The 23,688-nt window shown below is 27.3% G+C and carries 18 protein-coding genes, 1 pseudogene and 1 other annotated feature (1 of these 20 cut by a window edge); of the genes and pseudogenes, 7 read left to right on the forward strand and 12 right to left on the reverse strand.

Features of this window, described 5'->3' with window-relative positions:
* Nucleotides 1–124 precede the first annotated feature (124 nt).
* Entirely contained in the window at nt 125–274 is a 150-nt protein-coding gene (locus KGF41_RS09220) for a hypothetical protein (protein WP_227856596.1), read from the reverse strand.
* Nucleotides 275–745: 471 nt separating this feature from the next.
* Between KGF41_RS09220 and KGF41_RS09225 the strand changes: the two are divergent.
* Nucleotides 746–1,078, forward strand: a pseudogene (locus tag KGF41_RS09225) (tyrosine-type recombinase/integrase); the annotation flags it as partial.
* Nucleotides 1,079–1,252: 174 nt separating this feature from the next.
* Here the strand turns inward: KGF41_RS09225 and KGF41_RS09230 are convergent.
* The 3 genes from KGF41_RS09230 to KGF41_RS09240 form a co-directional block, all read right to left on the reverse strand.
* A complete protein-coding gene (locus KGF41_RS09230; protein ID WP_107594844.1) occupies nt 1,253–1,798 on the reverse strand; it encodes an NADH peroxidase in 546 nt (181 codons plus the stop codon).
* 118 nt (nt 1,799–1,916) lie between these two features.
* Nucleotides 1,917–3,740: an ABC transporter ATP-binding protein gene (locus KGF41_RS09235; RefSeq protein WP_227841915.1), complete on the reverse strand. Its 1,824-nt coding sequence runs from the start codon at nt 3,738–3,740 to the stop codon at nt 1,917–1,919.
* A gap of 12 nt (nt 3,741–3,752) precedes the next feature.
* The gene (locus KGF41_RS09240; protein ID WP_227827336.1) at nt 3,753–5,528 is read right to left on the reverse strand and encodes an ABC transporter ATP-binding protein; all 1,776 of its coding nucleotides are present in this window, start codon (nt 5,526–5,528) and stop codon (nt 3,753–3,755) included.
* A 291-nt stretch (nt 5,529–5,819) separates the two neighbouring features.
* Between KGF41_RS09240 and KGF41_RS09245 the strand changes: the two genes are divergently transcribed.
* Nucleotides 5,820–8,048: a YhgE/Pip domain-containing protein gene (locus KGF41_RS09245; protein WP_227841917.1), complete on the forward strand. Its 2,229-nt coding sequence runs from the start codon at nt 5,820–5,822 to the stop codon at nt 8,046–8,048.
* A gap of 207 nt (nt 8,049–8,255) precedes the next feature.
* Nucleotides 8,256–8,825: a TetR/AcrR family transcriptional regulator gene (locus KGF41_RS09250; protein ID WP_227841919.1), complete on the forward strand. Its 570-nt coding sequence runs from the start codon at nt 8,256–8,258 to the stop codon at nt 8,823–8,825.
* A 284-nt stretch (nt 8,826–9,109) separates the two neighbouring features.
* On the opposite strand, the gene KGF41_RS09255 is transcribed toward KGF41_RS09250, so the two are convergent.
* On the reverse strand, nt 9,110–9,409 hold the full coding sequence (locus tag KGF41_RS09255) for a rhodanese-like domain-containing protein (RefSeq protein WP_227827333.1): 300 nt from the start codon (nt 9,407–9,409) through the stop codon (nt 9,110–9,112).
* Between the two features lie 207 nt (nt 9,410–9,616).
* Between KGF41_RS09255 and KGF41_RS09260 the strand changes: the two genes are divergently transcribed.
* Entirely contained in the window at nt 9,617–12,661 is a 3,045-nt protein-coding gene (locus KGF41_RS09260; protein WP_227841920.1) for a serine hydrolase, read from the forward strand.
* Between the two features lie 189 nt (nt 12,662–12,850).
* Here the strand turns inward: KGF41_RS09260 and KGF41_RS09265 are convergent, their stop codons facing one another.
* The 6 genes from KGF41_RS09265 to KGF41_RS09290 form a co-directional block, all read right to left on the reverse strand.
* Nucleotides 12,851–14,125, reverse strand: a complete 1,275-nt coding sequence (locus KGF41_RS09265; protein WP_227850187.1) for a 4Fe-4S dicluster-binding protein — start codon at nt 14,123–14,125, stop codon at nt 12,851–12,853.
* A gap of 224 nt (nt 14,126–14,349) precedes the next feature.
* Nucleotides 14,350–16,914, reverse strand: coding sequence for an ABC transporter permease (locus KGF41_RS09270; RefSeq protein WP_227856597.1), 2,565 nt, complete (start codon nt 16,912–16,914; stop codon nt 14,350–14,352).
* Complete coding sequence (locus KGF41_RS09275; protein ID WP_227827329.1) at nt 16,915–17,592, reverse strand: ABC transporter ATP-binding protein; 678 nt, start codon at nt 17,590–17,592, stop codon at nt 16,915–16,917. It lies immediately after the preceding gene.
* Nucleotides 17,593–17,671: 79 nt separating this feature from the next.
* Entirely contained in the window at nt 17,672–18,922 is a 1,251-nt protein-coding gene (locus KGF41_RS09280; RefSeq protein WP_227841923.1) for a sensor histidine kinase, read from the reverse strand.
* Nucleotides 18,909–19,613 carry a response regulator transcription factor gene (locus KGF41_RS09285; protein WP_227827327.1) on the reverse strand — a complete coding sequence of 235 codons (705 nt, stop codon included), beginning with the start codon at nt 19,611–19,613 and terminating at the stop codon, nt 18,909–18,911. The genes KGF41_RS09280 and KGF41_RS09285 overlap by 14 nt, the downstream gene beginning before the upstream one ends.
* Nucleotides 19,614–19,881: 268 nt before the next feature.
* Nucleotides 19,882–20,337: a hypothetical protein gene (locus KGF41_RS09290; RefSeq protein WP_227432827.1), complete on the reverse strand. Its 456-nt coding sequence runs from the start codon at nt 20,335–20,337 to the stop codon at nt 19,882–19,884.
* A gap of 205 nt (nt 20,338–20,542) precedes the next feature.
* Here KGF41_RS09290 and KGF41_RS09295 point away from each other — a divergent pair, with 205 nt between their 5' ends.
* The 3 genes from KGF41_RS09295 (at nt 20,543) to KGF41_RS09305 (ending at nt 22,617) form a co-directional block, all read left to right on the forward strand.
* Nucleotides 20,543–20,932, forward strand: a complete 390-nt coding sequence (locus KGF41_RS09295) for a GntR family transcriptional regulator (RefSeq protein ID WP_227827326.1) — start codon at nt 20,543–20,545, stop codon at nt 20,930–20,932.
* A complete protein-coding gene (locus tag KGF41_RS09300) occupies nt 20,925–22,022 on the forward strand; it encodes a DUF5808 domain-containing protein (RefSeq protein ID WP_227827325.1) in 1,098 nt (365 codons plus the stop codon). Before KGF41_RS09295 ends, KGF41_RS09300 begins: the two co-directional genes overlap by 8 nt.
* Nucleotides 22,023–22,140: 118 nt before the next feature.
* A complete protein-coding gene (locus tag KGF41_RS09305; protein ID WP_227827324.1) occupies nt 22,141–22,617 on the forward strand; it encodes an HD domain-containing protein in 477 nt (158 codons plus the stop codon).
* Between the two features lie 118 nt (nt 22,618–22,735).
* Here the strand turns inward: KGF41_RS09305 and KGF41_RS09310 are convergent, their stop codons facing one another.
* A complete protein-coding gene (locus tag KGF41_RS09310) occupies nt 22,736–23,287 on the reverse strand; it encodes a tryptophan transporter (RefSeq protein WP_227827323.1) in 552 nt (183 codons plus the stop codon).
* A gap of 170 nt (nt 23,288–23,457) precedes the next feature.
* Nucleotides 23,458–23,688, reverse strand: a binding site (T-box leader) (it continues 36 nt past the right edge of the window).

A 23,688-nucleotide genomic window follows, 5' to 3' on the forward strand; every position in this document is an offset into this window, starting at 1 on the left:
CATAACACTTTATGCTATACAAGCCTTTTATTATTTATCCCATATTATTCTAGTTGCTATCCTTATGCAGTAATAAGCTCAAACTATAATCCATTGTAAAAGAACTGTACAACATACTTTCCCTTTATTCCTCTTGATAACCCTTTAACAGTTCATCATAACGGTCAATACTATGCCATACCTTATAGCATTTCATCAGCCTGTCCATTTTTTGACGCTGAATTAACTTCTTTATCTCCAATAATTCATCAATAGATGTTTTTATATCGCTCATATAATTGTTGATATATTCCGATAGCTTGACTTTCATATAAAACTGCCACTCCTCATGACTTTGGAAAAATTCATCATGGCCATATTTTCCAGCGTTTCAAAGGTAGGAAAATTCAATCCTCTTTCAATCTTGGAACGGCTCTACATATTGATACTGATAGCATCTGCAAATTCCTGCTGTTTCATTTTTCTGTGCTTTCTGATTATCTGGATATTCTCTCCCAAAAGTTTGTATTTCATGGCATAACCCTCCACATTGTTTCGTTACTTGTTATTTATAAGCCTATCGTACTTAATTATTTGTGCAAAATCAAGAAAAATTCATTGACAGATAAGCATGTAATGATTCTTATGTATTCGTAAATATAAATAATCACAATAGATTGAAATATACAATCATTTTAAGCTCTATTTGTTGATTATTAAACTTATGAGAATGAATAATGGTTGAAATGGGTGCTGGATAGATACTAAGAATCGCTCTAAGACAGAGCCAATAGTAATAGACGGATGGGGAAATTTCCTATTTGTCAATCAGAATGGTAATCCAAAGGTTGCGATTGATTACAATGGGTTATTTAACCATATTGTGAAGAAATACAACAAGCAACATGATACAGCCTTACCACATATCACACCGCATACATTACGCCATACATTCTGTGCGAAACTGGCACAACGGAACATGAACCCGAAAGATTTACAGTATTTCATGGGACATTCGAGTATCGGTATCACAACAAACTGGTGCGCTCATTCGTCTATTGACAGTGCCAAGACAGAGGTTAAGCGTCTGATTGCATAAAAGTATTTACCACGATATTTACCACGTTTGATGGGAAAAATATAAGAAGATAAACCTATAAACATGAGTATTGATATAAAGTAAAATGCCCGAATAGCTTATAAAATAAGGCTATTCGGACATATAAGAAGATTAAAAAGATAATCAAAAATCTATATATAATTTTTTATAAATTTATTTTCCAAAATATCTATTTAATAATCCTAAGAATGCTTTACCATGTCTAGCTTCATCTTTACACATTTCATGTACTGTATCATGTATAGCATCTAATCCTAATTCTTTAGCTTTTTTAGCTAATTTTAATTTTCCATCAGTTGCACCATATTCAGCATCAACTCTAACTCTTAAGTTTTCTTTTGTATCTGCAACTACAACTTCTCCAAGAAGTTCTGCAAATTTAGCAGCATGTTCTGCTTCTTCAAAAGCTATTCTCTTATAAGCTTCTCCAACTTCTGGATATCCTTCTCTATCAGCTTGTCTACTCATTGCTAAATACATTCCTACTTCTGTACACTCTCCAACAAAATTAGCTCTTAATCCTTCGATTACTTCTTCATCTACACCTTGAGCTACTCCTATTCTGTGCTCATCAGCCCAATTCTTTTCGCCTTTCATTTCTTCAAACTTGTCAGCTCCAACTTTACATACTGGACATTGTGCTGGTGCAGCATCCCCTTCATGTATATATCCACATACTGTACAAACAAATTTTTTCATAATTAATTTCCTCCTAATATTTTATATATCAAATTAAATTTTTTATTTTCTAAGTTAGTCTATATATACCCGCGTCATATACCTTTAAACAATTTTTTTTAAATTTTTTTATTAATTTTTAATTTCGATTTGTTAACAGTATATTTCTGTGATAATGACCTTTTAGTTTTATTAGTTCTTTATGGTTTCCAGACTCTACAATTCGCCCATTTTCTAAAACTATTATATTGTCACAATTTGATATAGTACTTAGTCTATGAGCTATAATTATACTAGTCTTTCCATAAGTTATATTATTTATTGCATCTTGAATCTTAGCTTCAGTTGCTATATCTATATTACTTGTAGCTTCATCTAAAATAAGTATTGGTGCATTTTTTAATACCGCCCTAGCAATACTAATTAGTTGTTTTTGCCCCTCACTTAAATCCTCACCCCTATCCGATAAAACAGTCTCATATCCTTCACGCATCTTAATTATAAACTTGTGTAAATTTGCTATTTTACTAGCAGATATAACCTGTTCATCAGTTGCTGTTAGATTTCCATATCTTATATTTTCCATAACAGTGTCATTAAATATATAACTTTCTTGTGGAACTACTCCAAAATAATTTCTTAAACAATTCCTATCAACTGAATATATATCATTCCCATCTAAAAATATCTTCCCTTTTTCTACTTGATAGAAATTTGTAATCAGATTTATAATTGTCGTTTTTCCACTACCAGTTTCTCCTATTATGGCATTTGATGTTCCAGCCTTGATTTTTAAGTTTATATCACTTAAAATATTCTTTTTTGAGTCATAAGAAAAACTTACATCTTTAAATTCAATATCTCCATTTATAAAAGATTTTTTTAAATTACTATTTTTATTGTTGTAAATATCACTTTTAGTGCTACTATTTATTTGTGCTTCTTCTTGCTCATCCATAATTTCAAAGACTCTTTCACATCCTGCTACAGCTGAAAGCAGTGTATTAAATAAGTTAGCTAATTCATTTAAAGGTCTTGTAAATTGTCTTACATAACTTAAAAAACTTGCTATAACTCCTATAGTTATAACGTCTTTAGACGCAAGTACTCCACCTATAATACATATAATTGCAAACCCTATGTTACTAATTACGTTCATAATAGGCATTAAAAGAGATGTATAAATCTGTGATTTAAGTGAAATACTCAAAAGCCTATCATTGACTTCTTTGAAGTCACTTACAGATTTTTTCTCATAATTAAAAGCTTTTACTACATTTATATTTGATATCATTTCCTCAATATGAGAATTTAGCTTTCCTAGCTCCACTTGTTGTTGCTTAAAAAAAACTCTAGTCCTCTTTGCAATAAAATTACTCAGAAGCATTACTACTGGTATTAATACAATACTGCAAAAAGTTAAAATAGGACTTAATATAAACATCATAATGAAAGTTAGCAATATGTTTAAAATTCCTGTAATTAATTGTACTAATGAAGTTGAAATACCTGTACTAATATTATCAACATCATTTGTTACTCTACTCATAATATCTCCAGTGGGACTCTTATCAAAGAAAGTTATTGGTAAATTCCTAAATTTTAGAAATAAATTACTTCTCATATCTCTAACTATACTTTGAGATAATCTAGCTGTAAATACCCCCTTGGACAGCTTAACTAAAAATTCAATTATATAAAATAAAAGTAAAATAAGTATTCCTTTTAAGAAAACAGACTTTGAATATATATCAATATTTATTATGTCAACTACTTTTCCAAGAGTATATGGTATTATAGTTGATATAATTGAATCAATTATTACTAGTAAAAAAATCAATCTAGTAATTTTTTTATCTTTTTTAAAGTACATAAAAACTCTTTTAAATGTTTTTTTAAAATCTTTAGGCTTTGCTTTTTTCTTTAGTCTACTCACCTTTTGATTTCCAGTACTCAAATTCAATACACTTCCTCCTTAATTTACATCTTCATTTACTAGATTTTGCAACTCAAAAATCTTTTTATAAGTTGGAGAACTAACCAGTAAATCTTCATGTGCAGCAAATCCAACCACCTCTCCCTCATCTAAAACTAAAATCTTATCACAGTCAATTATAGAACTAATTTTTTGTGAAATAGTTATAATAGTACATTTCTTGTTTTCATTTTCTCTTAAATTATTTATATAATCTTTTATATTTTTCCTTATAACTGTTTCTGTATTGATGTCCATCGCACTAAAACAATCGTCAAGAATTAATATTTGTGGTTTTTTTGCTATAGCTCTAGCTATTGTAACTCTTTGTCTTTGTCCTCCTGATAGGTTTTTACCCCTTTGAAACAAAACTTCATCATAAGAATCTTCAAGCTTTGTTATAAATTGATTTGCATTTGCTATTTCGCATGCTTTTACAACATCTTCCTCACTTATATCTTTATTTCCCATAATTATATTTTCTGATATACTCTTTCCAAACACACTGCTATTTTGAAAAACTACACCTATTTTTTCTCTTAAACTTTCTTTAGATATACTATATATGCTATGCTCTCCTATCTTAATATCTCCTTTATCAACCATATATAATTTTTGGATTAAATTGATTAAAGAAGTCTTTCCTGAACCAGTTTGGCCAATCACGCCAATATTTTGCCCTTCTTTTATTTTAAAAGATATGTCTTTTAATATCTTCTCATCTATATTTTTATTATACGAAAAGTCTACATTTTCAAAAATTATATCACCATTTATAAATTCTAATTCTCTTTCTTTACCATCTAAATCAGTATTTTTGATAATCACTTCTTCATTCTCATCAAGCAAGACTTCACTTATTCTTTCATAAGAAGCTTTTGCTCTCACAAAAACATTAAAAACATGTGAAATCATTATAAGTGATGTTAATATTCTAGTCATGTAGTTTACATAGGCAACTATAATTCCAATTTTAATTTCTCCAGAATAAATTAAATATCTCCCAATCAGCAATATTATTATTATAGCAATATTAATAATTATTGTAATTGTTGGTCTAAAAAATGACATCATTGTTGTAGCTTTTCTACTATTTTGAAAAAGTTCATTATTTAATTCTTCAAAACGTTTATTCTCATAATCATACCTACAAAATAATTTAACTACCTTTATTCCACCTAAAAACTGTCTCAATTTTGAGTTTATTTTATCTGTACTTTCTTGTACTTTTTTAAATAACTTATATCCAATCTTCATATTAAACAATATTATAATAAATATAATTGAAACTGCAATTAAAATAATTATTGACATTTTTAAATTTAATTTTATTGCTATAATTAAACTTCCTATACACATAATTGGTGATTTTATAAAAACTCTCATCATTCCATGAACAAATAATTGTATCTGATTAATATCATTAGTAATTCTTGTTATTAGTGAGGCTCTACCAAACTTATCTACTTGCTTCAACGAATATGTATTTATCTTTTCAAATACATCCTGTCTTAAATCATAAGAAAAACACTGAGAAACTCTTGCTGAGATTATACTCCTTATTATTGAAAATACTGCTCCTAAAAAAGTTATACCTATCATTAAAGCTCCTGTTGATAATATGTAGTCTAAGTCCTTATTTGAAACCCCTATATCAATTATTTTAGCCATTATAGTTGGTTGTGCCAAATCACAAAAAGCTTCCAATGTTAAGAAAAATATTGCTGTTAAAAACAAGACTATATATTTTTTTATATATTTTTTAAAATACCTCATTCAATCATCCCTTCATAGCATTTTCTCACTATTAAAAGTATATCACAATCAATAATTTAATTGATTATATCAATTATAAATATTTGATTTATTCTTAATTTTTATACTATATATTTTATAAATTATTTGTTTTTATTTCCCATATTTTTATATATTTATAGCATACTATTATATATAATATATATGTATTAAAATTAAGACAAAACTTTAACTTTACTATTTGTGTAAAAAGTAATATAATTTAAAATTGATTATAAATCTAACTTTTTTATCTATTAAAATATTCAGGAGGTGAGACATTTGAAAAAAACAAATGCTTTAAAAGAAGTTTTAAACTGGAATAATATGAAAAATTTAAGACCTTCAAAGGGTTTAAAAAATATATTAGAAATTTTTAAAAGCGACCTAAAAGATATACGTGGAAATTATGCAGTACTTATAATAGTTGTAGGACTTGCTTTTTTACCATCTTTATATGCTTGGTTTAATATAAAAGCATCTTGGGACCCATATGGGAGTACTGCTAATATGCTTGTAGCAGTAACAAATGAAGATAAAGGTAATGAGATAGCAGGACAGAAAATTAATATCGGAGACCAGTTAATTGAACAACTTAAAGATAATAAAAGTTTAGGTTGGCAGTTTGTAGATGAGAAAACGGCTCTTGAAGGTGTTAAAAAAGGTACTTATTATGCATCACTTAAGATTCCAAAAAATTTCACAAAAGATTTAACTTCCCTAATTACAGATGATGTTAAAAAGGGTGAGCTTATCTATACAGTAAATGAAAAGATAAATGCAGTTGCACCAAAGATTACTGACAAAGGAGCTTCTGCAATACAGTTACAAGTTAATCAAACAATAATAAAGACAGTGAGTGAAATAGTTCTTGGGGTATCAAATGGAGTTGGTGCAGGAATTGAACATGGGCTTCCAAAACTAACAAAGGTTGAAAGTTCTCTTATCGACCTTCAAAAAAGATTTGACCATATAAATAAGACTGTCGATTTAGCTGCTGATGCTACTTCAAAGCTATCAGGTACAGTTAAAGATATTAAAGCTGATTTACCTACAATTAAAAAGACTTTAAACGATACAAAATTATTATCAAGTGATGTAAAAAAATTCTTAGAGGATACAAATAACAATGTAGATGAACTTTCTCCTCTTATAAAGTCTGATTTAAATTTAATGGTTGACCTTTCATCCTCTGCATCTTCTCTTACATTAAATTTAATTGATGCAGTGAACAGTGGAAGTGAAGATGTACCTAAATTGATAGACAATTTATCAGAAAAACTTTCTAACTTACAATCTTTAAATGATACTTTAGAAGATTTTTTAACTAAATTGAATCAGCTTACATCAAACAATAGACTGGATGATGTAATAAATAGCCTTGAAGATTCCAGCAATAAAATAGATTCTTCTATATCAACATTAAATGATATTAAAGATAAAGTTATATCTGGGCAACAGCCATCTATAAGTGCCTTAAATAACGTTTTAAGCTTATCAAATGGTATAGGAAGAATTAATTTAAATATTTTAAATAATTTTGACTCAAAAATATCAAAACCTATAAACAGTATATTTGAAAAAAGCATAAATGTAGCAAATGATATAATTACTGTTTTAGATAAAGCAGAAGCAAAACTTCCAAAGGTTGAAGAGATTCTTACTACTTCTTTAAGTCTTTCAGGAAATGCACAAGAAAGTATATCATTAATAAGAGAAAAACTTCCTTTGGCAAAAGGAATGTTAGATGACTTAGTTGATACTTTAAGTAAAATTAGCAATGGTGAGGATATGAAAAAGCTAGTTAACTTACTTGAAAGTGATATATTGACAAAATCAAACTTTTTAAAGGAACCTGTTGAAGTAAAGACAGAAAAATTATATCCAATTGCCAACTATGGTTCTGCAATGACACCATTTTATAGTGTTCTTTCTACATGGGTAGGTATATTACTGCTTTCAGCATTATTATCTACATCTGTACATGGAAACTATAAGCCTTATGAGATTTATTTTGGAAGAGGACTTACTTTTTTAAGTATAGCTCTCGTTCAAGGATTTATAATTGGAACTGGAGATATATTATTATTAGGAGTAACAGCAGAGCATCCAATTTTACTAATAATTCTACTCATGTTTACTAGTATGGTGTTTAATTTTATAGTTTACTCTTTGGTGTCTGTATTTGGAAATATAGGAAAGGCAATTGCAATAGTACTACTAGTCGTACAAATTGGCTCTTCTGGTGGTACATTCCCTATACAAGTTACACCTACATTCTTCCAAAGAATAAATCCTATAATGCCATTTACTTACGCAATAGGTGCCACAAGGGAAGCTGTTGGTGGTATATATCCTCCAAATTTAATTAAAGATATATTAGTATTACTATTATTTATGATTTTGTTCATCTGCTTAAATGTACTTCTAAAAGGTCCTATAAATAGAGTTATAAAACCATTTAACAAAAAATTTGGTGATAGTAATTTAACTGGACATTAGACACTTTATTATATCTTTAAAAATCCTATAAAAATAATCTATAGTTTAAGTTTATATTAAAGGTAGTAGCTTCTCAGTTACTACCTTTTTCTAGTTTCTAGTTAATAAGCTATCCCTCATAATTACTTATAAATGACTGATATTCATTCATTGACTTTCAAAATGCCATATGCTATTATGTACTTGAAATCAGAAGGAGGATGCTATATGCCACGTATTACTAAAGAACCTAATGAGCGTAGACAAGAAATTTTAGATACTGCAATGAAGTTATTTTATGAAAATGGATATGAAAAAACTTCTATTACTGATATTGCAAAATATATGAATGTTGCACAAGGTTTGTGTTATCGTTATTTTCCATCAAAAGAAATCTTATTTGATAGTGCTATAGACCAGTATGCACAAACTTTAGTAGATAAAATGCTACCTACACTAAACAATAAAAATAAAACATTGAAACAAATAATTGAAGAAGCACCAACATTTATTGATATAGAAACTGATGATAATCTTTATTACAAAGTATGTCATGGAGAACAAAACAAAAAAATTCACGACCAGTTATCTTTGAGAGTCTGCGAGAAGCTTGTGCCAATTGTAAAAAAACAAATTGAACTAGCTAATTCTCGAGGAGAAATTAATATTCCTGATTCCGATACAACAGCATACTTTTGTGTATATGGTCAACAAGGTATATTACTACGTAATGACATTTCTAATGATGAAAAGATAGAAAGAATTCGTTCTTTCCTAACTCATCTTATGAATGTTTAAATATATATCTGCTCAACAATCAGAGATACATATATTTTACAAACATAATTTAGCATTACATTCTATCTTTCACTTCTATTCTAAAGATATACAGATTGACACTTTTTATATCACTCTGTATATCTTTAGATGAACTTGCAGTTACATTAATCCTTTGTAGTTCTCTCCCTCTAAAAAATAAATATCACTTTTACAGATATTCTAGCTTTATTTTCTTTATAATTTATAAAAGCATATCATAGAAATTTAATATTAAATTACTTCACCTAACACAACCTAAGCATTTAATTCATATAATCAGTTATTCCAGATTTTAAGTTATACAAATTCTTAAAACCTTCTTCAGCTAACAAATTACATGCAGTAACACTTCTATGGCCACTTCTACAATAAACTATTACCTTTTTATCCTTATAGTCATAAATTTCATCTATACTATTAATTAACTCTTGTAAAGATATGTTTATCGCATTTTCTATTTTACTTTCATTAAATTCATCTTTAGTTCTTACATCTAACAATAAAATATCTTTTTCATTTTTCATCATTTCCTCAAGTTGATTTTTATTTATAGTCTTGTACATAATTTAAGATTCCTCCATTTTATTTATATATTACTTATACCCTTTATTTTTTATCAGATAACAAAATATTATATTTTTATTTTTCTCATATATATAAAATGTATACTTATCATAAATACACTTTTCTCAAACAATAATCTGTTGATTAAAACAATTAAGAATGTTATGCTAATTATAATTATTAAAAGGGAAAAGAGGTAATTTAATATGTTTAAGCAAAGATTATGTAAGTTATTATCTAGCACATTAGTACTTAGTATGCTATTTACAGCTACTCCAAATATTACTTTTGCTGATAATGATACACAAAATAGTTCCAATAAGTATCAAAGCTCTGATATAGAGTTAAATGATTATAGTAAAGGTTCGGAGTCTTACACAAAAACTAGAGCTCTTGCTAAAGAAAAAATTCAAACTTTATTATCTAAATACGGCGCTGTAAGTGCTCAATATGCTTTAATTGATAATGGTAAAATTGAGATTTCTGGAAATGGTGGAGTATACAGCAAACAAGATAATAAAAATTTAACTAAGGATAATATGTACAATATTGCATCTATCAGTAAAGTATTTACTACAACAGCTGTTATGAAGTTGGTTGAAGAGGGAAAATTAAATTTAGACACTCCTGTAGTAAATTATATACCTGAATTTAAAATGGCTGATGATAGATACAAAGAAATCACTCCAAGAATGTTATTAAATCACTCATCAGGGTTAATGGGAAGTAGTTTAAAAAATGCCCTTTTATTAGGAGACAATGATTCTTATGGCCATGATAGTTTCTTAGAAGAATTAAAGAAACAAAGATTAAAAGCTAAGCCAGGAGCTTTTTCTGTTTATTGTAATGATGGATTTACTTTAGCTGAAATTTTAGTAGAAAGAGTATCTGGTATGTCATTTACTAATTTTCTTGATAAATACATAAATAATCCGCTTAACTTACAAAATACAAAAACTCCAGAAAATAGTTTTGACAGTTCAAGACTTGCAAAAGCCTATGTACCTTATTGGGAAGATGCAGTTCCACAAGATAACTTTAATACTATAGGTATGGGTGGTTTATATTCAAGTGCAGAAAACTTATGTACATTTGCACAAACATTTATGAAAAAATCAAATGGGATTCTTTCTCCTACTTCAGTAAAAGCTATGGAAAATAAAGAATATTTAAATGGTCTATGGCCTGAAGGAGAAGACTCTATACTTGGATATGGTTTAGGATGGGATTGTGTCAACACTTATCCATTTAATCAATATAATCTAAAAGCACTTACAAAAGGTGGGGATTCCTTATTATTCCATAGTAATCTTACAGTGCTTCCAGATGAAAATATGGCAGTTGCAGTTGTTTCTTCTGGTGGAAGTAGTCAACTTAACGAAGTAATTGGGCAAGAAATTTTACTATCTGCATTAAAAGAGAAAGGTAAAATTAAGGAAATAAAACCTGATAAAACATTTAGTAAGCCACAACAAGTCAAAATGCCAAGTTATTTAAAAGAAAATAGTGGACTTTATGCTTCTTCAAATATGCTAAAAGTTGATGTTAATGATAATGGTACTCTAACAGTATCTTCTCCTTACATAGAAAATGGACCTGAAGATAAATATGTATACATAGGTCAAGATAGATTTGTATCTGAAAAAGGTAATAGTTGCCTAAAATTTGTAAAAGAAAAAAATAATATCACATATTTAAATATGAGCTCTTATGATGATGTTCCTGGATTAGGTCAGACAGCAAGTTTATACTATGTAGCTCAAAAGGTAGATAGCAATAATATATCAAATAGTGTCAAAGAAGCATGGGAAAAAAGAGGTGAAAAAGGTTACTATCTAGTAGATGAAAAATATACTTCTCAACACTATATGTTTGGTTCTGTTAAAGCAATTCTTGGTATTTCTGATAAAACTCCAGGTTTTTTAGCTAATACTAAAATAGTAGATGAGAATAATTCAAATGCTTTTATAGAAATCCCTGGTGTAATGGGTCGTGACTTGAGTGATATTAAACTGTATAAAGAAAATGGTACAGAATACTTAAAATTCGCAACACAAACATATGTAAGTGAAGATTCCCTAACTAGTTTATCATCAGAAAAATCTTCCACATATCAACTAGATTCAAATGGCTATGCAAAATGGTACAAAATTGGTGATGATATAGCAAACAAAAAAATAGAAGTTAATCTTCCTCAAAATTCATCTTTTGCAGTTTATGATGATAAAGGAACTCCTGTAAACTACTCTTTAGTAACAAAGAATAATAGAGTTAGATTGCCAAAAGGAGGAGTAATAGTTTTCTTAGGAAGTCCAAATGCTAGATTTGAAGTTACATACCAAGATGAAGTAAATGCAAATGCACTAACAGGAACTGATAGATATGAAACTTCTATCAAAATAAGCCAAGCAGGTTGGGAAAATGCTGAAAACGCCGTTTTAATAAATGACTCTGCAATTGCAGATGCTTTGGCTGCAACACCATTCGCATATAAAAAAGATGCTCCTATCTTGTTGACTGGAAGCTCTCAAATAAATGAAAAGACTTTAGCTGAATTAAAGAGATTAAAAGTTAAAAATGTATATGTAATTGGTGGTGAAGCTTCTGTAAACGAAAAATCTTTAGATACTATAAAGTCAGACAATATCTCTGTATCTAGAATTTCAGGAAATGATAGATATGAGACTTCTCTGAATCTTGCTAAAGAATTAAAAGGAATTAGTAATGTATCAAAAATATCAGTAGTTAATGGTGAAAAAGGATTAGCAGATGCAGTAAGTATTGGTGCAGCATCAGCTCAAAATGATATGCCTATAATACTTACTAATGAAAATAGTAATATAACTGAAATAAATAATTTATTCAAAGATAAAAAAATAGATAAGTCTTATATAATTGGTGGAGAATACACAGTTTCTAAAAATATAGAAAGTAAACTTAAAAATCCACAAAGAATATCAGGTAGCACTAGAAATGAAACAAATGCAAAAGTAATAAAAGAGTTTTACAAAGATTCTACTATAAGCAATCTATATGTTGCTAAAAATGGAATCAATAAACAAGATGATTTAATAGACGGTTTATCTGTTGGGGTTTTAGCTGGAAAAACTAAATCGCCTGTAATACTAGTAGGAAATTTACTAGACTATAGTCAAAAAGAACTATTTAAAACTATGAGATTTAAATCAGTAACACAAATCGGTGGAAATGGAAATGAAAATTCATTTAAACAAATTAAAGAAATAGCTTAACATTTTGAAATGGGCTATATTCAAATAAAATTATTTGAATATAGCCCGTTTTTATTTCAATTATAAAATGTATATCTATAAAAATAAAGCTTAAATATTTCATTCTTTTTACTACTGATAATATACCTCATGATAAGTTTCTTTAGTCATAGATAAGTCAAAATACTTTGAGTATTTTTAAATTAATCTTTATTTATCATTCATACTTAGTAATTTATCTAAGTATACTGACTTTAATTGCTTACTAGCCAAAACTTTTTTAGCTGGTTCAAGTTTTAATATGGCTGATAGTATCGCTCCCATAGCTCTGTGACTAGCTAAGGCATTATTATCAAAAATTAAATTTTGTAATTGCCCTTTCTCGATTGCCATGAGAACTGCTCTATGTACTGAATTTGCAGGAGTTATTATTTTTTCATTTCTCTTTAATAGCATAATACTATTTTTGTGACAATTTCTAACACAAACTCCACAACCTAGACATCTATCCTCATCAATTTTTATATATTCTTTATCATTTTCTTTTACTTTACTTATTGCATCTATTGGACATGCAGTTATACATTTACCACACTTTACACAGCTTTCATGGTTTATATTTGGTATAAAACTAGTTGTTTGCACTGGATGAAGATTTCCAAATCTTTTTGCTGCTACTAATGCCTCACAACAGCAACCACAACAATTACATATAAATGTAACTCCTTTTCGAACATTTTCTCCACATTGAACTAAATTATGTTCATATGCTTGATGAAGTAATTCCTTACATTCTACTTTATCTACACGTCTTGCAAATTTATTGTTTATTAAAGAATTAGCTACATTGTCAAATGTCATACATATATCCATAGGAGCATCACAGGCTTTTCCAACATGTTGCATTCTATGTCTACAATAACACATACTTATACCTATCTGAGTCGATTCATCAATTATATGAGTGGCTCTTTCATAATCTAAAATACTTACTTCATTATCATTAGTCAATACTTCTTCTTGAACATAAACTCTTCCAAGTTTTGTTTCTGTTGAATAAAATAAATCTTTAATAAAGTCTTCTTCTACATTCATATACTGATAGTAAAGTTCTGATAAAAGTTTTTGGTCTATATCATGTCTTGTTCTCATCATGGCAAATTCAAAAAAACCAGCCATTGGAGGAGGCATTATATATTTTTTACCTTTTTTATCTTCTATATCTAGTATTAGTGCCCTGCTAGCTAACTTATCTAGCACCCTATATGCTTCACTTTCACTTATACTCCAAATTTTAGCTGCTGTTTTTACTCTAAAAGGCTTTATTGGAAGTTGTGCCACTAATTTTGCCTCTTGCTCTGTAAAAAGTACATTTAATATTTTGTATAATGTATCGGATGGTGGAGCACCCTGTGGAAATTTATTTATTCTCTCTTCTAAGCTTTTATACATGTTTTTAGCAGTTATATGAGAAATAGTAATCACCTTCTTTTTCTTTTGTTTTCCAATAGAATCAAATATCTTTCCTTATTATCTAAACTCCTACTTTATATAATACCAATTCTTTCTAAATAGTTAAATACCTCTAGCAATTTATTTATTAGATTTCTTATATAAATAAAAACCGTTTAATCAGCATAATTATAGTTTATACCAATTAAACGGTTTTAATAATAATTTATATATCTATAAATTATTTTTATAGTATTTTATATACTTTCTTTTCTTATATTATCTATTATATTCTCCTTATTTAATTTATTCATAGGTATATATGCTGCTATAAAGGTTATTATAAAAACACTCACTATACATATGACAATTGCTGTCCATGGTATAACTGTAGAAAATTCAATTACACCTGAAACTAATTTATTCATAATTAATATCATCCCAATACCAATTGGTACGCCAAACAATAAAGATAAAATACCATAGATAAAACTTTCTAAGTATATCATTTTTCTAAAGCCTACAGGAGTAACACCTATTGATTGTATTATCGCTAGTTCTCTTTTTCTTAGATTTATACTTGTACTTACTGTATTTAGTATATTTGTAACACTTACTAGAGATATCACTACTATAAACCCATATACAAAAACTTTAATAGCTTTTAAATTTTGCTTTGCACTTTTGTCACTTGTATTTTCATCATGGAAATTGACATTATTTTTCTTAGCCAAAGACTCTACACTCTTCCTAGTCTGAGCACTCCCCCCTGAGTCAATAAAGACAATACCTTTCTCTAACTTTAAATCCATATTTTCAGCAACCTCATCATAAGTTATAAATTGCAACCCCATATTTTGATAACCCATTCCTAGACGTTCTTCATCTGTTATACCAAGAATTTTTATGTTTACTTTTTTCTTTGAATCATTTTCGCCAGTATATTCACAAATTACAGTATCTCCAACTTTGTAATTAGTTAGCTCTACTACTCCTTTCTTACCCTTTGATTCAAAGTAACTTTTTCTAACAAATATCACTCCATTTTCTTTAATCGCTCTTTCTTTGTCAAAAGAGCCTTTTATTAAGTTTTTTGTTTTATTTTGTATCGCAGTTTCTCCAGGAAAAATTAATTCGTTGTTGTTAAACTCATATTCATAACTATCTCCAACCTTACGTTGTTGATAATAATCCTTAATTAGATTTTCTTTAGATTTATTTATTTTATCCTTATCTACTCCTATAGAAATATACTCTCCTACAGCTACTTCAAAGTTTTTTATTCCAGATATATTTTTTAGTTTATTTATAGTATCATCCATAGACTTGGATATTTGTCTTGAACTTAAATATAAATCGTAGTTTCTTTGAGAATTTCTGATTTCTTCACCTTTTAAGAAATTCGCCATAAATCCGCTAAAAGATATAAATATTACTATACTTACTATTAAAGAAAAAAGTGTCACAATAAATTTCTTTCTATTTCTTCTTACACTTTTATATGCAAGTACACCTTCTGTTCCAAAAACTAATCTAATAAGTTTCGAATTTTTAACCTTACCTACTTTGTAATCTCCACTGCTCCTTATTACACTAAGAGGAGAAATATTAGAAGCTGTTATTGCAGGTAGGAGAATTGATATGAAAATTGTAAGCAAAACAATTATTATACTGATAATTATTATTAATGGATTATATACTATTTGTAAACCCATCTGTGATACAACTGATTCCGTAAGATATTTATTTATAGCTTTAAATACTAAATCTATAGCTACTGTTCCAGACAATAGACCTATTGGTATACCAATACAGCTAATTATAATACCTTCAATAAAAACTAATCTTTTAATTTGGTTAGTTGTAGCTCCTATAGAATTTAATATTCCAAACTGCTTTTTTCGTTCAGTTATAGAAATACTAAAAGAATTATATACTGTAGCAATTGTACATATAATTACTAAAATAGTTACCATAGTAATTATAGCTTTTATAGAACTATTTATATTTGCATACTTACTAGCTCCTTGTAATCTCAATAAATGTTCATTGTATTTTATCATTTCAGAGTTTGATGCTTTATCTTTATTTGTATATATATTATTACTTATTTTTCTTGTTATTTCATATATATCTTTAGGATTTTTTGCTGTTATTGATATATTCACTGTCTCTTTCTTATTATCTATAGGATTAAAGTAAGTTAAACCAGTAGCAATTTGGTCAGTGAGTTCAAATCCTGGTCTTTTAATTATACCTACAATTTTAAACGTCTTTTCTTTTTCATTTGCAATATAATCTCCTTCATGAAATACACTCATATCATCAATTTTTTTGTTATTTCTATCAAGCACGTCACCTACTTTTAAGGTTATATTATCTCCTATTTTTAGCTTTTTCTCCATAAGATTAACTATATTTTCACTTAAAATAATTTCTCCACCTTTAGCTGGGAATCTACCTTCTTTTATAGAAACTCTATATCCTTCCATAGCATTTTTATCATATTGTTTAATGCTTAATATACCGTTTACAGTATCTTCTATTCTAGAGTATCCAAGTTGATTAGTAAGTGCATAACTTTTTATCTCAGCTGATTTTGTTACATAGTCTATATTTTTTTTGTTTACATTGTAGAATTTAGCATGATAACTTCCATCATTTTTTATGGTCTCTCTTATTTGATAATCCATAAAACTTTCAAATATGTTACCTATACCACAAATTAATGCAGTTGAAAGTATTATTCCAATTATAGTCACAATAGTTCGTCTTTTATTTTGTTTTAGGTATCTAAAAGTTAGGGATGTATATAGATTCATTTACATCACCTCATCACTTTTTATAATTCCATCTTCTATGCCTATAATTCTATCCGCCTGAAGTGCTATGTTTTTGTCATGAGTTATCATTATTAATGTCTGATTGTATTTTTTTACTGATACTTTTAATAGTTCTAGTATTTCTTTTGAGTTTTTGCTATCTAGATTACCTGTTGGCTCATCTGCTAATACTATAGATGGTCTATTAATTAAAGCACGCCCTATAGATGTTCTTTGTTGCTGACCTCCTGATAATTGATTAGGAAGATGATTTTCTCTGTCGCTTAGACCCAATGTTTTCATTAAATCATTCAAGTATTCTTTATCAATCTTTCTATTATCGAGCTCTGCTGGAAGTAATATATTTTCTTTGACATTTAAAACAGGAATCAAATTATAGAATTGATATATAAGACCTATATTTCTTCTTCTAAAGATTGCCAAATCCTTAGTTTTTAGATTATATATATCTACATCATTTATATAAACATTACCACTAGTAGGTCTATCAACACCTCCCAATAAGTGTAATAATGTACTCTTTCCGCTTCCACTTGGCCCTGTTATTGCTATAAACTCACCTTTTTCGATAGACAAGCTTACATTTTTTATTGCATCGACTTTTGTTTCATTTTTACCATAGCTTTTGGTTAGATTTTCTACTCTTAAAATTTCCATAACAACCTCCAATATTTATCTTCTATACTTCATATATTAGACTCAAGCTATTACTATAAAGTGAATTAAATATTACAGATTAGTCACTATTATCACCATATATCTTATGAAATACTATATGAAATTCCGTTCCTTTACCTTTTTCACTATTTACATAAATATCTCCATTTTGGCTTTCTATTATGGATTTTGCCATTGCAAGCCCTATGCCTACACTATCCTTTTTTGAACTACTTTTCCCTCTATAGAAACGTTTAAAAATATGTTGTATATCTTTTTTATCTATTCCTTCACCATCGTCTTTTATTATTAACTCTGAAAATAATGGATTTTCTTTGTAAATTATAATTATATTTCCAAAATCAGGAGTATGTTCTATACAGTTTTTTATTATATTTACTAAAGCCTCTACTGACCAATCAATATCACCAACATAAGATACATCACCATTTCCTTCTATACTTAACTTTTGTTTTTTAATCTCCATAGGTATTTTCATTGGTTGCATTGCTCTATGTATAAGCTCACTAAATTTTATTTTTTCTTTCTTAAACTTTATAACTTTAGCTTCTACTTTTGATAATTTAAGCATACTTTTAATCAACCAGTCCATACGATTTAGTTGATTTTTTATCTTGTCTAAAAAGTCTATTTTTACCTCATATGGTACATCATTATATAATAAATCGCTTAGTATAATTAAGGAAGTCATAGGAGTTTTCAACTGATGTGATATATCTGAAATTGTATTATTTAAAAATATTTTTTCTGATTTTAAAAGTTCAACTTTTTCATTGAGAATTGTTGTCATCTTCAATAACTCTGTTTTTAAAAGACCTATCTGTCCTTCTTGATTTCTATTTTTCATATCAAATTCTTTTCCCTCGGAACTGTAGTAAACATACTTAGTCATATCTGATAAGTCATTATACATAGCTCTAAAATATTTAAGTATCAACATAAATATCAACATAAAAATTATGCAAACTAAGATTATATTTATTTTTATAGTGTTTGAAAGTAATTTAGAAGTAAGAGGCTCAGAATTTATTTTAATAGTTTTGTCATAGTTATACTTACTTAATATTTTCTCACCAAATTCTACATTTTGCATGGACTTTCCTTGTGTTATTATATCTACGATATCACTTTCTAGTTTGGGATACTTGTTAACTAAGGTTCCTATTATCGCTTGATTATTTTTTACAATCATATTTTTAGTTGTATTTATATTGATTATGCTAAATCCAATTGATATAAGAATTACCATCAGCATTAAAATAATGTATCTATTAAAAAATTTCTTTACTTCAGGATTATATAGAAACATTATTTTCACTTCCTATCCATTTATAACCTAGTCCTCTTACAGTTTCTATGTAAATTGGTTTACATAAATCATCTCCTATTTTTTCTCTAAGTCTTTTTATATAAACAGTTAAAGTATTATCGCTAACAAAATCATAAGTTACATCCCAAAGCTTTTCTAATATTTGAGTTCTACTCAAAACTGTATTTTTATTCTGTATAAGAATTAAAAGAAGCTTATATTCAACAGATGTCAGAAATATTTCTTTGTCATTTTTATATACTCTAGCTTCTAATGTATATATGTTTAAATCTCTAAATTTAAGTATCTTCTTATTTTCTTCTATAGCGTCACCTTTTCTTCTTAAAACAGCTTTTATCCTCGATATTAATTCTCTAATTCTAAAAGGTTTTGTTATATAATCATCTCCACCTATATCAAGCCCCATTACAATATTTACTTCTTCATCACAAGCAGTTAAAAATATTATAGGAATCTGAGAAAACTTTCTTATATACTCACAAAATTCATATCCTGTTCCATCTGGTAACATTACATCCAGTAGTACCATACTATATTCATTAGAAGATATCATTTCTCTTCCACTCGATAAATCCTTTGATATATCTACACTAAATCCCTCTTGCTCTAATGCATACTTTATTCCAAAAGAGATAGTGCTGTCATCCTCAACTATCAATAACTTTAACATAACTATTTCCCTTCTTCACATTTTAATTTTAAACTATTTACATATACAACTTTTATTATACACAATTGTTTTAAATACTAAAATATATTTAGAATTACAAAATAGTCACAAACAATTACTAACAAACATAAAAATAAAAATGCAAGTTGACACTTAACTATTTTAGAAATGATATTTTTTTTTCTCAAGTTAAGCTACAACTCACATTTTAGATATTTAATTTTATATAAACTGGTATTCTCCTCTTTTTCACTATTTAAAGCTTACTTTATTCTTCCTCATATTTTTTATATTCTTCTTCTTTATAGATATTATTTTTTTTGTCATCTTCATGTAAATCAATGTCTTTTTTATCATTTTTAACACTATTTACATAATGCATCATTTCTTCTTGAGAAACATGTGGACAATTTTCACAATTTATTCTTCTTGAATTAAATTCTCTTACTTTTTTTTTTAATTCTTCATATTCATAATCTTGTTTTTTATCACTACAATCACATTCATAACCAAATTCATCATATTTATAGTCATTGTATTGATTATTTCCATAATACTCTGTATCAATCATTTGAGACATTTGAGATTTAGACTTAATGTTTTTTATCATCCTATAAGTTGCATATGCACCCACTCCTGTAATCACGGCTCCTGCAAACATCATTGGCTTACTCATTCCATCATCTTTTTTATTCATTTGTCTTTTAATTAAATATGTTAACATATTTTTTCTCCTTTCTGATTTCTATTTATAGATAGTATCTGTATTATTTTGATAAAAATTATGTTATTTTTAAATTACAATTTTTACAAGTAATATATCTCATCTTGTAGAATATAAATTTATATTTTGTACTTGATAACGCTTTTTGTGTTATACTATATATATAACAAGTATTTTTATTTAAACGATATTATGGAGGTTTTTTATGATTTTAAATTTAGATTTTAATAGCGATAAGTCTATTTATGTACAAATTAAAGAAGAGATAACTAAAGCTATAGCTTCAGGAGAATTGAAAATAAATGAATCACTTCCATCTGTAAGAAGTATGGCTGAAAATATTGGTGTAAATCTACATACTGTAAATAAATCTTATAATGAACTAAAAGAAGAAGGATTTTTAAATATTGATAGAAGAAAAGGTGCAATCGTAGCTCAACTGCCAATAGAAACAGAAAACTCAACTCGCCAAAAAAATAGACTTGATTTAGAACTTTTAGTAGCAAAATCTTATTTATCAGGTATTAATAAAGAAGAGTTTTTGACATTAAGTAAAAATCTATTTGATAAGTATGAGGTGAAATACTATGAATAAGATTGAATGTCTATTTACAATATTTTCAGCCTTAATTTTGATGTATGCTACTTTTTATTTTATGCCACATCTTATTGGCAAAAATCATATTTATGGTGTTTCTATAAACCAAGAACATAGAGACTATCCTGATTTTATAACACTTGATAAAAAATTTAAAAAACTTTTATTTATAGGATTTATTGTAATTTTTATTTTAGTTTTAGCTCTAGTTTTTATGTTTGATAAAATAGAATTTTCTTATTCTATTAGTATTATAGGTTTTTTACTATATGAAAGTATATTATATATCTATATTCATAAAAAAGTTAAAATGACTAAATCAAAGTTTTGCACTGAATTAAGCCAGATAAGTGTAGATTCAAAATTGGTAATAGACATGGATTTTATAAATGAAAAAAATAAAATAATAAAAAAATTTAAGATATTGTATTTAATACCAGTATTACTTACTTTTGGAATAAGCATTTTTATATTGCTTAACTATAATCAATTGCCAGATTTAATTACTACACACTCTACTATAACAGGAAAACCTGATGGATTTATGGAAAAATCCTATCTTAGTGTGTTTAAATTAATAGGTCTTGAGTTTTGTATAATGGTTTTATTATATATAACATCTATTGGAGCTATAAAAGCAAGAATTAAAGTAGATACAAATAAAATTGAAGAAAGTAAAACTAAAAACATTAAATATCTAAATAAAATTGGTTATTTATTTTTTATATTGATGATTATGATGATAGTACAATTTTTTATTGTTTTTTTATCATTAAAAATAAATCCAAATTTATTAACTGTTATAAATATAATAATGCTTTTAGTTATAATTTATTTAATGGTAACATATATTAATTCTCCAAATTTAAAATTCAATTCCTCTTATACTCCAGATAACGATGAAAAGTACTGGATAGGAGGTATTATATATAATAATCCAAACGACCCATCATTTATGGTTGATAAAAGATTTGGCATAGGCTGGACTATAAATTTGGGAAATCCTATTGGAAAGATATTATATATTCTTATAGCTATATTTTTAATCTTTTCACTTTTTAGTGTTATAAAATCTCTTTTACTTTAAATACCATAAAAGGTATCTTACTTGTATTATTGGGTATTATATTTTGTAAGATAAGAAATATTTCATATTATCATTGAAATATAGTATTTATATATTACTAGGAATGGAGATTTGCATAATGTTGTCAAAAACTGAAATTAAATACTTTAATGATTGTGCTTCTGAGATACTTTCATCTGAAAAAGTACAACTTATGAGAACATTTCCTCATCATGGCAATGTTTCATGTCTTGAACATAGTTTATCAGTAGCATATTATAGTTATCTATTATGTAAAAAATTACATTTAAATGTTGATATTCAAAGCGTTATTAGAGGGGCTCTACTGCATGATTTTTTTCTTTATGACTGGCATTATAAAGGTGATAGAAAAGGATTACATGGTTTTACTCATCCTAAAGAAGCACTAAAAAACGCAAATTTATTCTTTCAAATAAATGAAAAAGAAACAGACATTATTTTAAAACATATGTGGCCACTTACTGCTAGACCTCCTAGATACAAAGAAGCATTAATTGTTTGTTTATTAGATAAGTTTTGTTGTCTGGTTGAGACTCTAAAGATACACTCACTACTATCTCCTTACCACATATAAAATAAGTCTTTGATATTGTTATAATTCAATTTAAAAAGAGGTATTAAGATTAAATTTAACTTAATACCTCTTTATTAATTTATTATTTATTTTTGTCATATGCTTATAAAACATAACCTTAGCCTTGATAACTTACTCTTCTTATAGACATACTTACAACTTTAAATAATAGCATACCAGCTATTAAGTTTATCAATATTGCTGGTGCCACTGCTACCATAAATAATGCTGTGAATGAACCTCCAGGAAGACCTACTATAGCTTGAGCAATTAGTAAAAATAGAGTTCCACTTATAACCGTTCCTACTGGGAATATTATTGTTGCTGCTATTAAATCTTGTTTTTTACTACTTAATCTTTTCATAAATGGTAATTTATAAATTATATACATTATCATGAACATTATATTTATTGTAATAGTCTTGTCAAATATATTTGGAATCTGACCACCTGGAAATTTAGTTGTTAGTGCTGCAAATATTCCTGTTACAATTCCTGCTACCAAACAAATCTTATAATCATCCTTATTTAATATCATTATTATAAACATCATTGCTAGTGATATATCTGGTTGCATTGGAAGTCCTATGGCAGGTGTAAGTTGATGTATTAATAATCCCATAGCTAAAAGTATCGCATTTAAAGTTAATTTTTTTGTATTTGTTTTCATTGTAATATTTCCCCCTAATTTGTTTAATATTTATTTCATTTTCGTGCCAATTTTCCATATCATTCTCTTTAGCTTTAGAAGTTCATAACATCTCTTTCACCACCTTTTACTTTAAATTATATATTTTCTTTATTAATAGTTTTTGCAAAATAAAAAACTCCGTCCTAAATCAATAGGACGGAGATTATCCGCGTTGCCACCTAAATTATATAAAAAATAAGCTTAAAACTTAATTCTTATACATCTCATTATAAGGTACTTACATACCCAATTCGCTGTAACGTGCGACTGACGATAAAGTCTACTCTCATAAAAATATGATTTCAATTTATTCCTCTAAGGTCCATTCACTATATTCCTTCTTGCTAAGATTCCACCATCCTCAGCTCTCTATGTTGAAG

Origin of the sequence: Clostridioides sp. ZZV14-6150 (genome assembly GCF_020657875.1) — a bacterium.
Taxonomy (GTDB): domain Bacteria; phylum Bacillota; class Clostridia; order Peptostreptococcales; family Peptostreptococcaceae; genus Clostridioides.

Excerpts from the sequence above, each read along its gene's own strand:
- KGF41_RS09220 (WP_227856596.1), bottom strand. The coding sequence starts at position 274 with ATGAGCGATATAAAAACATCTATTGATGAATTATTGGAGATAAAGAAG.
- KGF41_RS09230 (WP_107594844.1), bottom strand. The coding sequence starts at position 1,798 with ATGAAAAAATTTGTTTGTACAGTATGTGGATATATACATGAAGGGGAT.
- KGF41_RS09240 (WP_227827336.1), bottom strand. The coding sequence starts at position 5,528 with ATGAGGTATTTTAAAAAATATATAAAAAAATATATAGTCTTGTTTTTA.
- KGF41_RS09250 (WP_227841919.1), top strand. The coding sequence starts at position 8,256 with ATGCCACGTATTACTAAAGAACCTAATGAGCGTAGACAAGAAATTTTA.
- KGF41_RS09255 (WP_227827333.1), bottom strand. The coding sequence starts at position 9,409 with ATGTACAAGACTATAAATAAAAATCAACTTGAGGAAATGATGAAAAAT.
- KGF41_RS09260 (WP_227841920.1), top strand. The coding sequence starts at position 9,617 with ATGTTTAAGCAAAGATTATGTAAGTTATTATCTAGCACATTAGTACTT.
- KGF41_RS09270 (WP_227856597.1), bottom strand. The coding sequence starts at position 16,914 with ATGAATCTATATACATCCCTAACTTTTAGATACCTAAAACAAAATAAA.
- KGF41_RS09275 (WP_227827329.1), bottom strand. The coding sequence starts at position 17,592 with ATGGAAATTTTAAGAGTAGAAAATCTAACCAAAAGCTATGGTAAAAAT.
- KGF41_RS09280 (WP_227841923.1), bottom strand. The coding sequence starts at position 18,922 with ATGTTTCTATATAATCCTGAAGTAAAGAAATTTTTTAATAGATACATT.
- KGF41_RS09285 (WP_227827327.1), bottom strand. The coding sequence starts at position 19,613 with ATGTTAAAGTTATTGATAGTTGAGGATGACAGCACTATCTCTTTTGGA.
- KGF41_RS09290 (WP_227432827.1), bottom strand. The coding sequence starts at position 20,337 with ATGTTAACATATTTAATTAAAAGACAAATGAATAAAAAAGATGATGGA.
- KGF41_RS09295 (WP_227827326.1), top strand. The coding sequence starts at position 20,543 with ATGATTTTAAATTTAGATTTTAATAGCGATAAGTCTATTTATGTACAA.
- KGF41_RS09300 (WP_227827325.1), top strand. The coding sequence starts at position 20,925 with ATGAATAAGATTGAATGTCTATTTACAATATTTTCAGCCTTAATTTTG.
- KGF41_RS09305 (WP_227827324.1), top strand. The coding sequence starts at position 22,141 with ATGTTGTCAAAAACTGAAATTAAATACTTTAATGATTGTGCTTCTGAG.
- KGF41_RS09310 (WP_227827323.1), bottom strand. The coding sequence starts at position 23,287 with ATGAAAACAAATACAAAAAAATTAACTTTAAATGCGATACTTTTAGCT.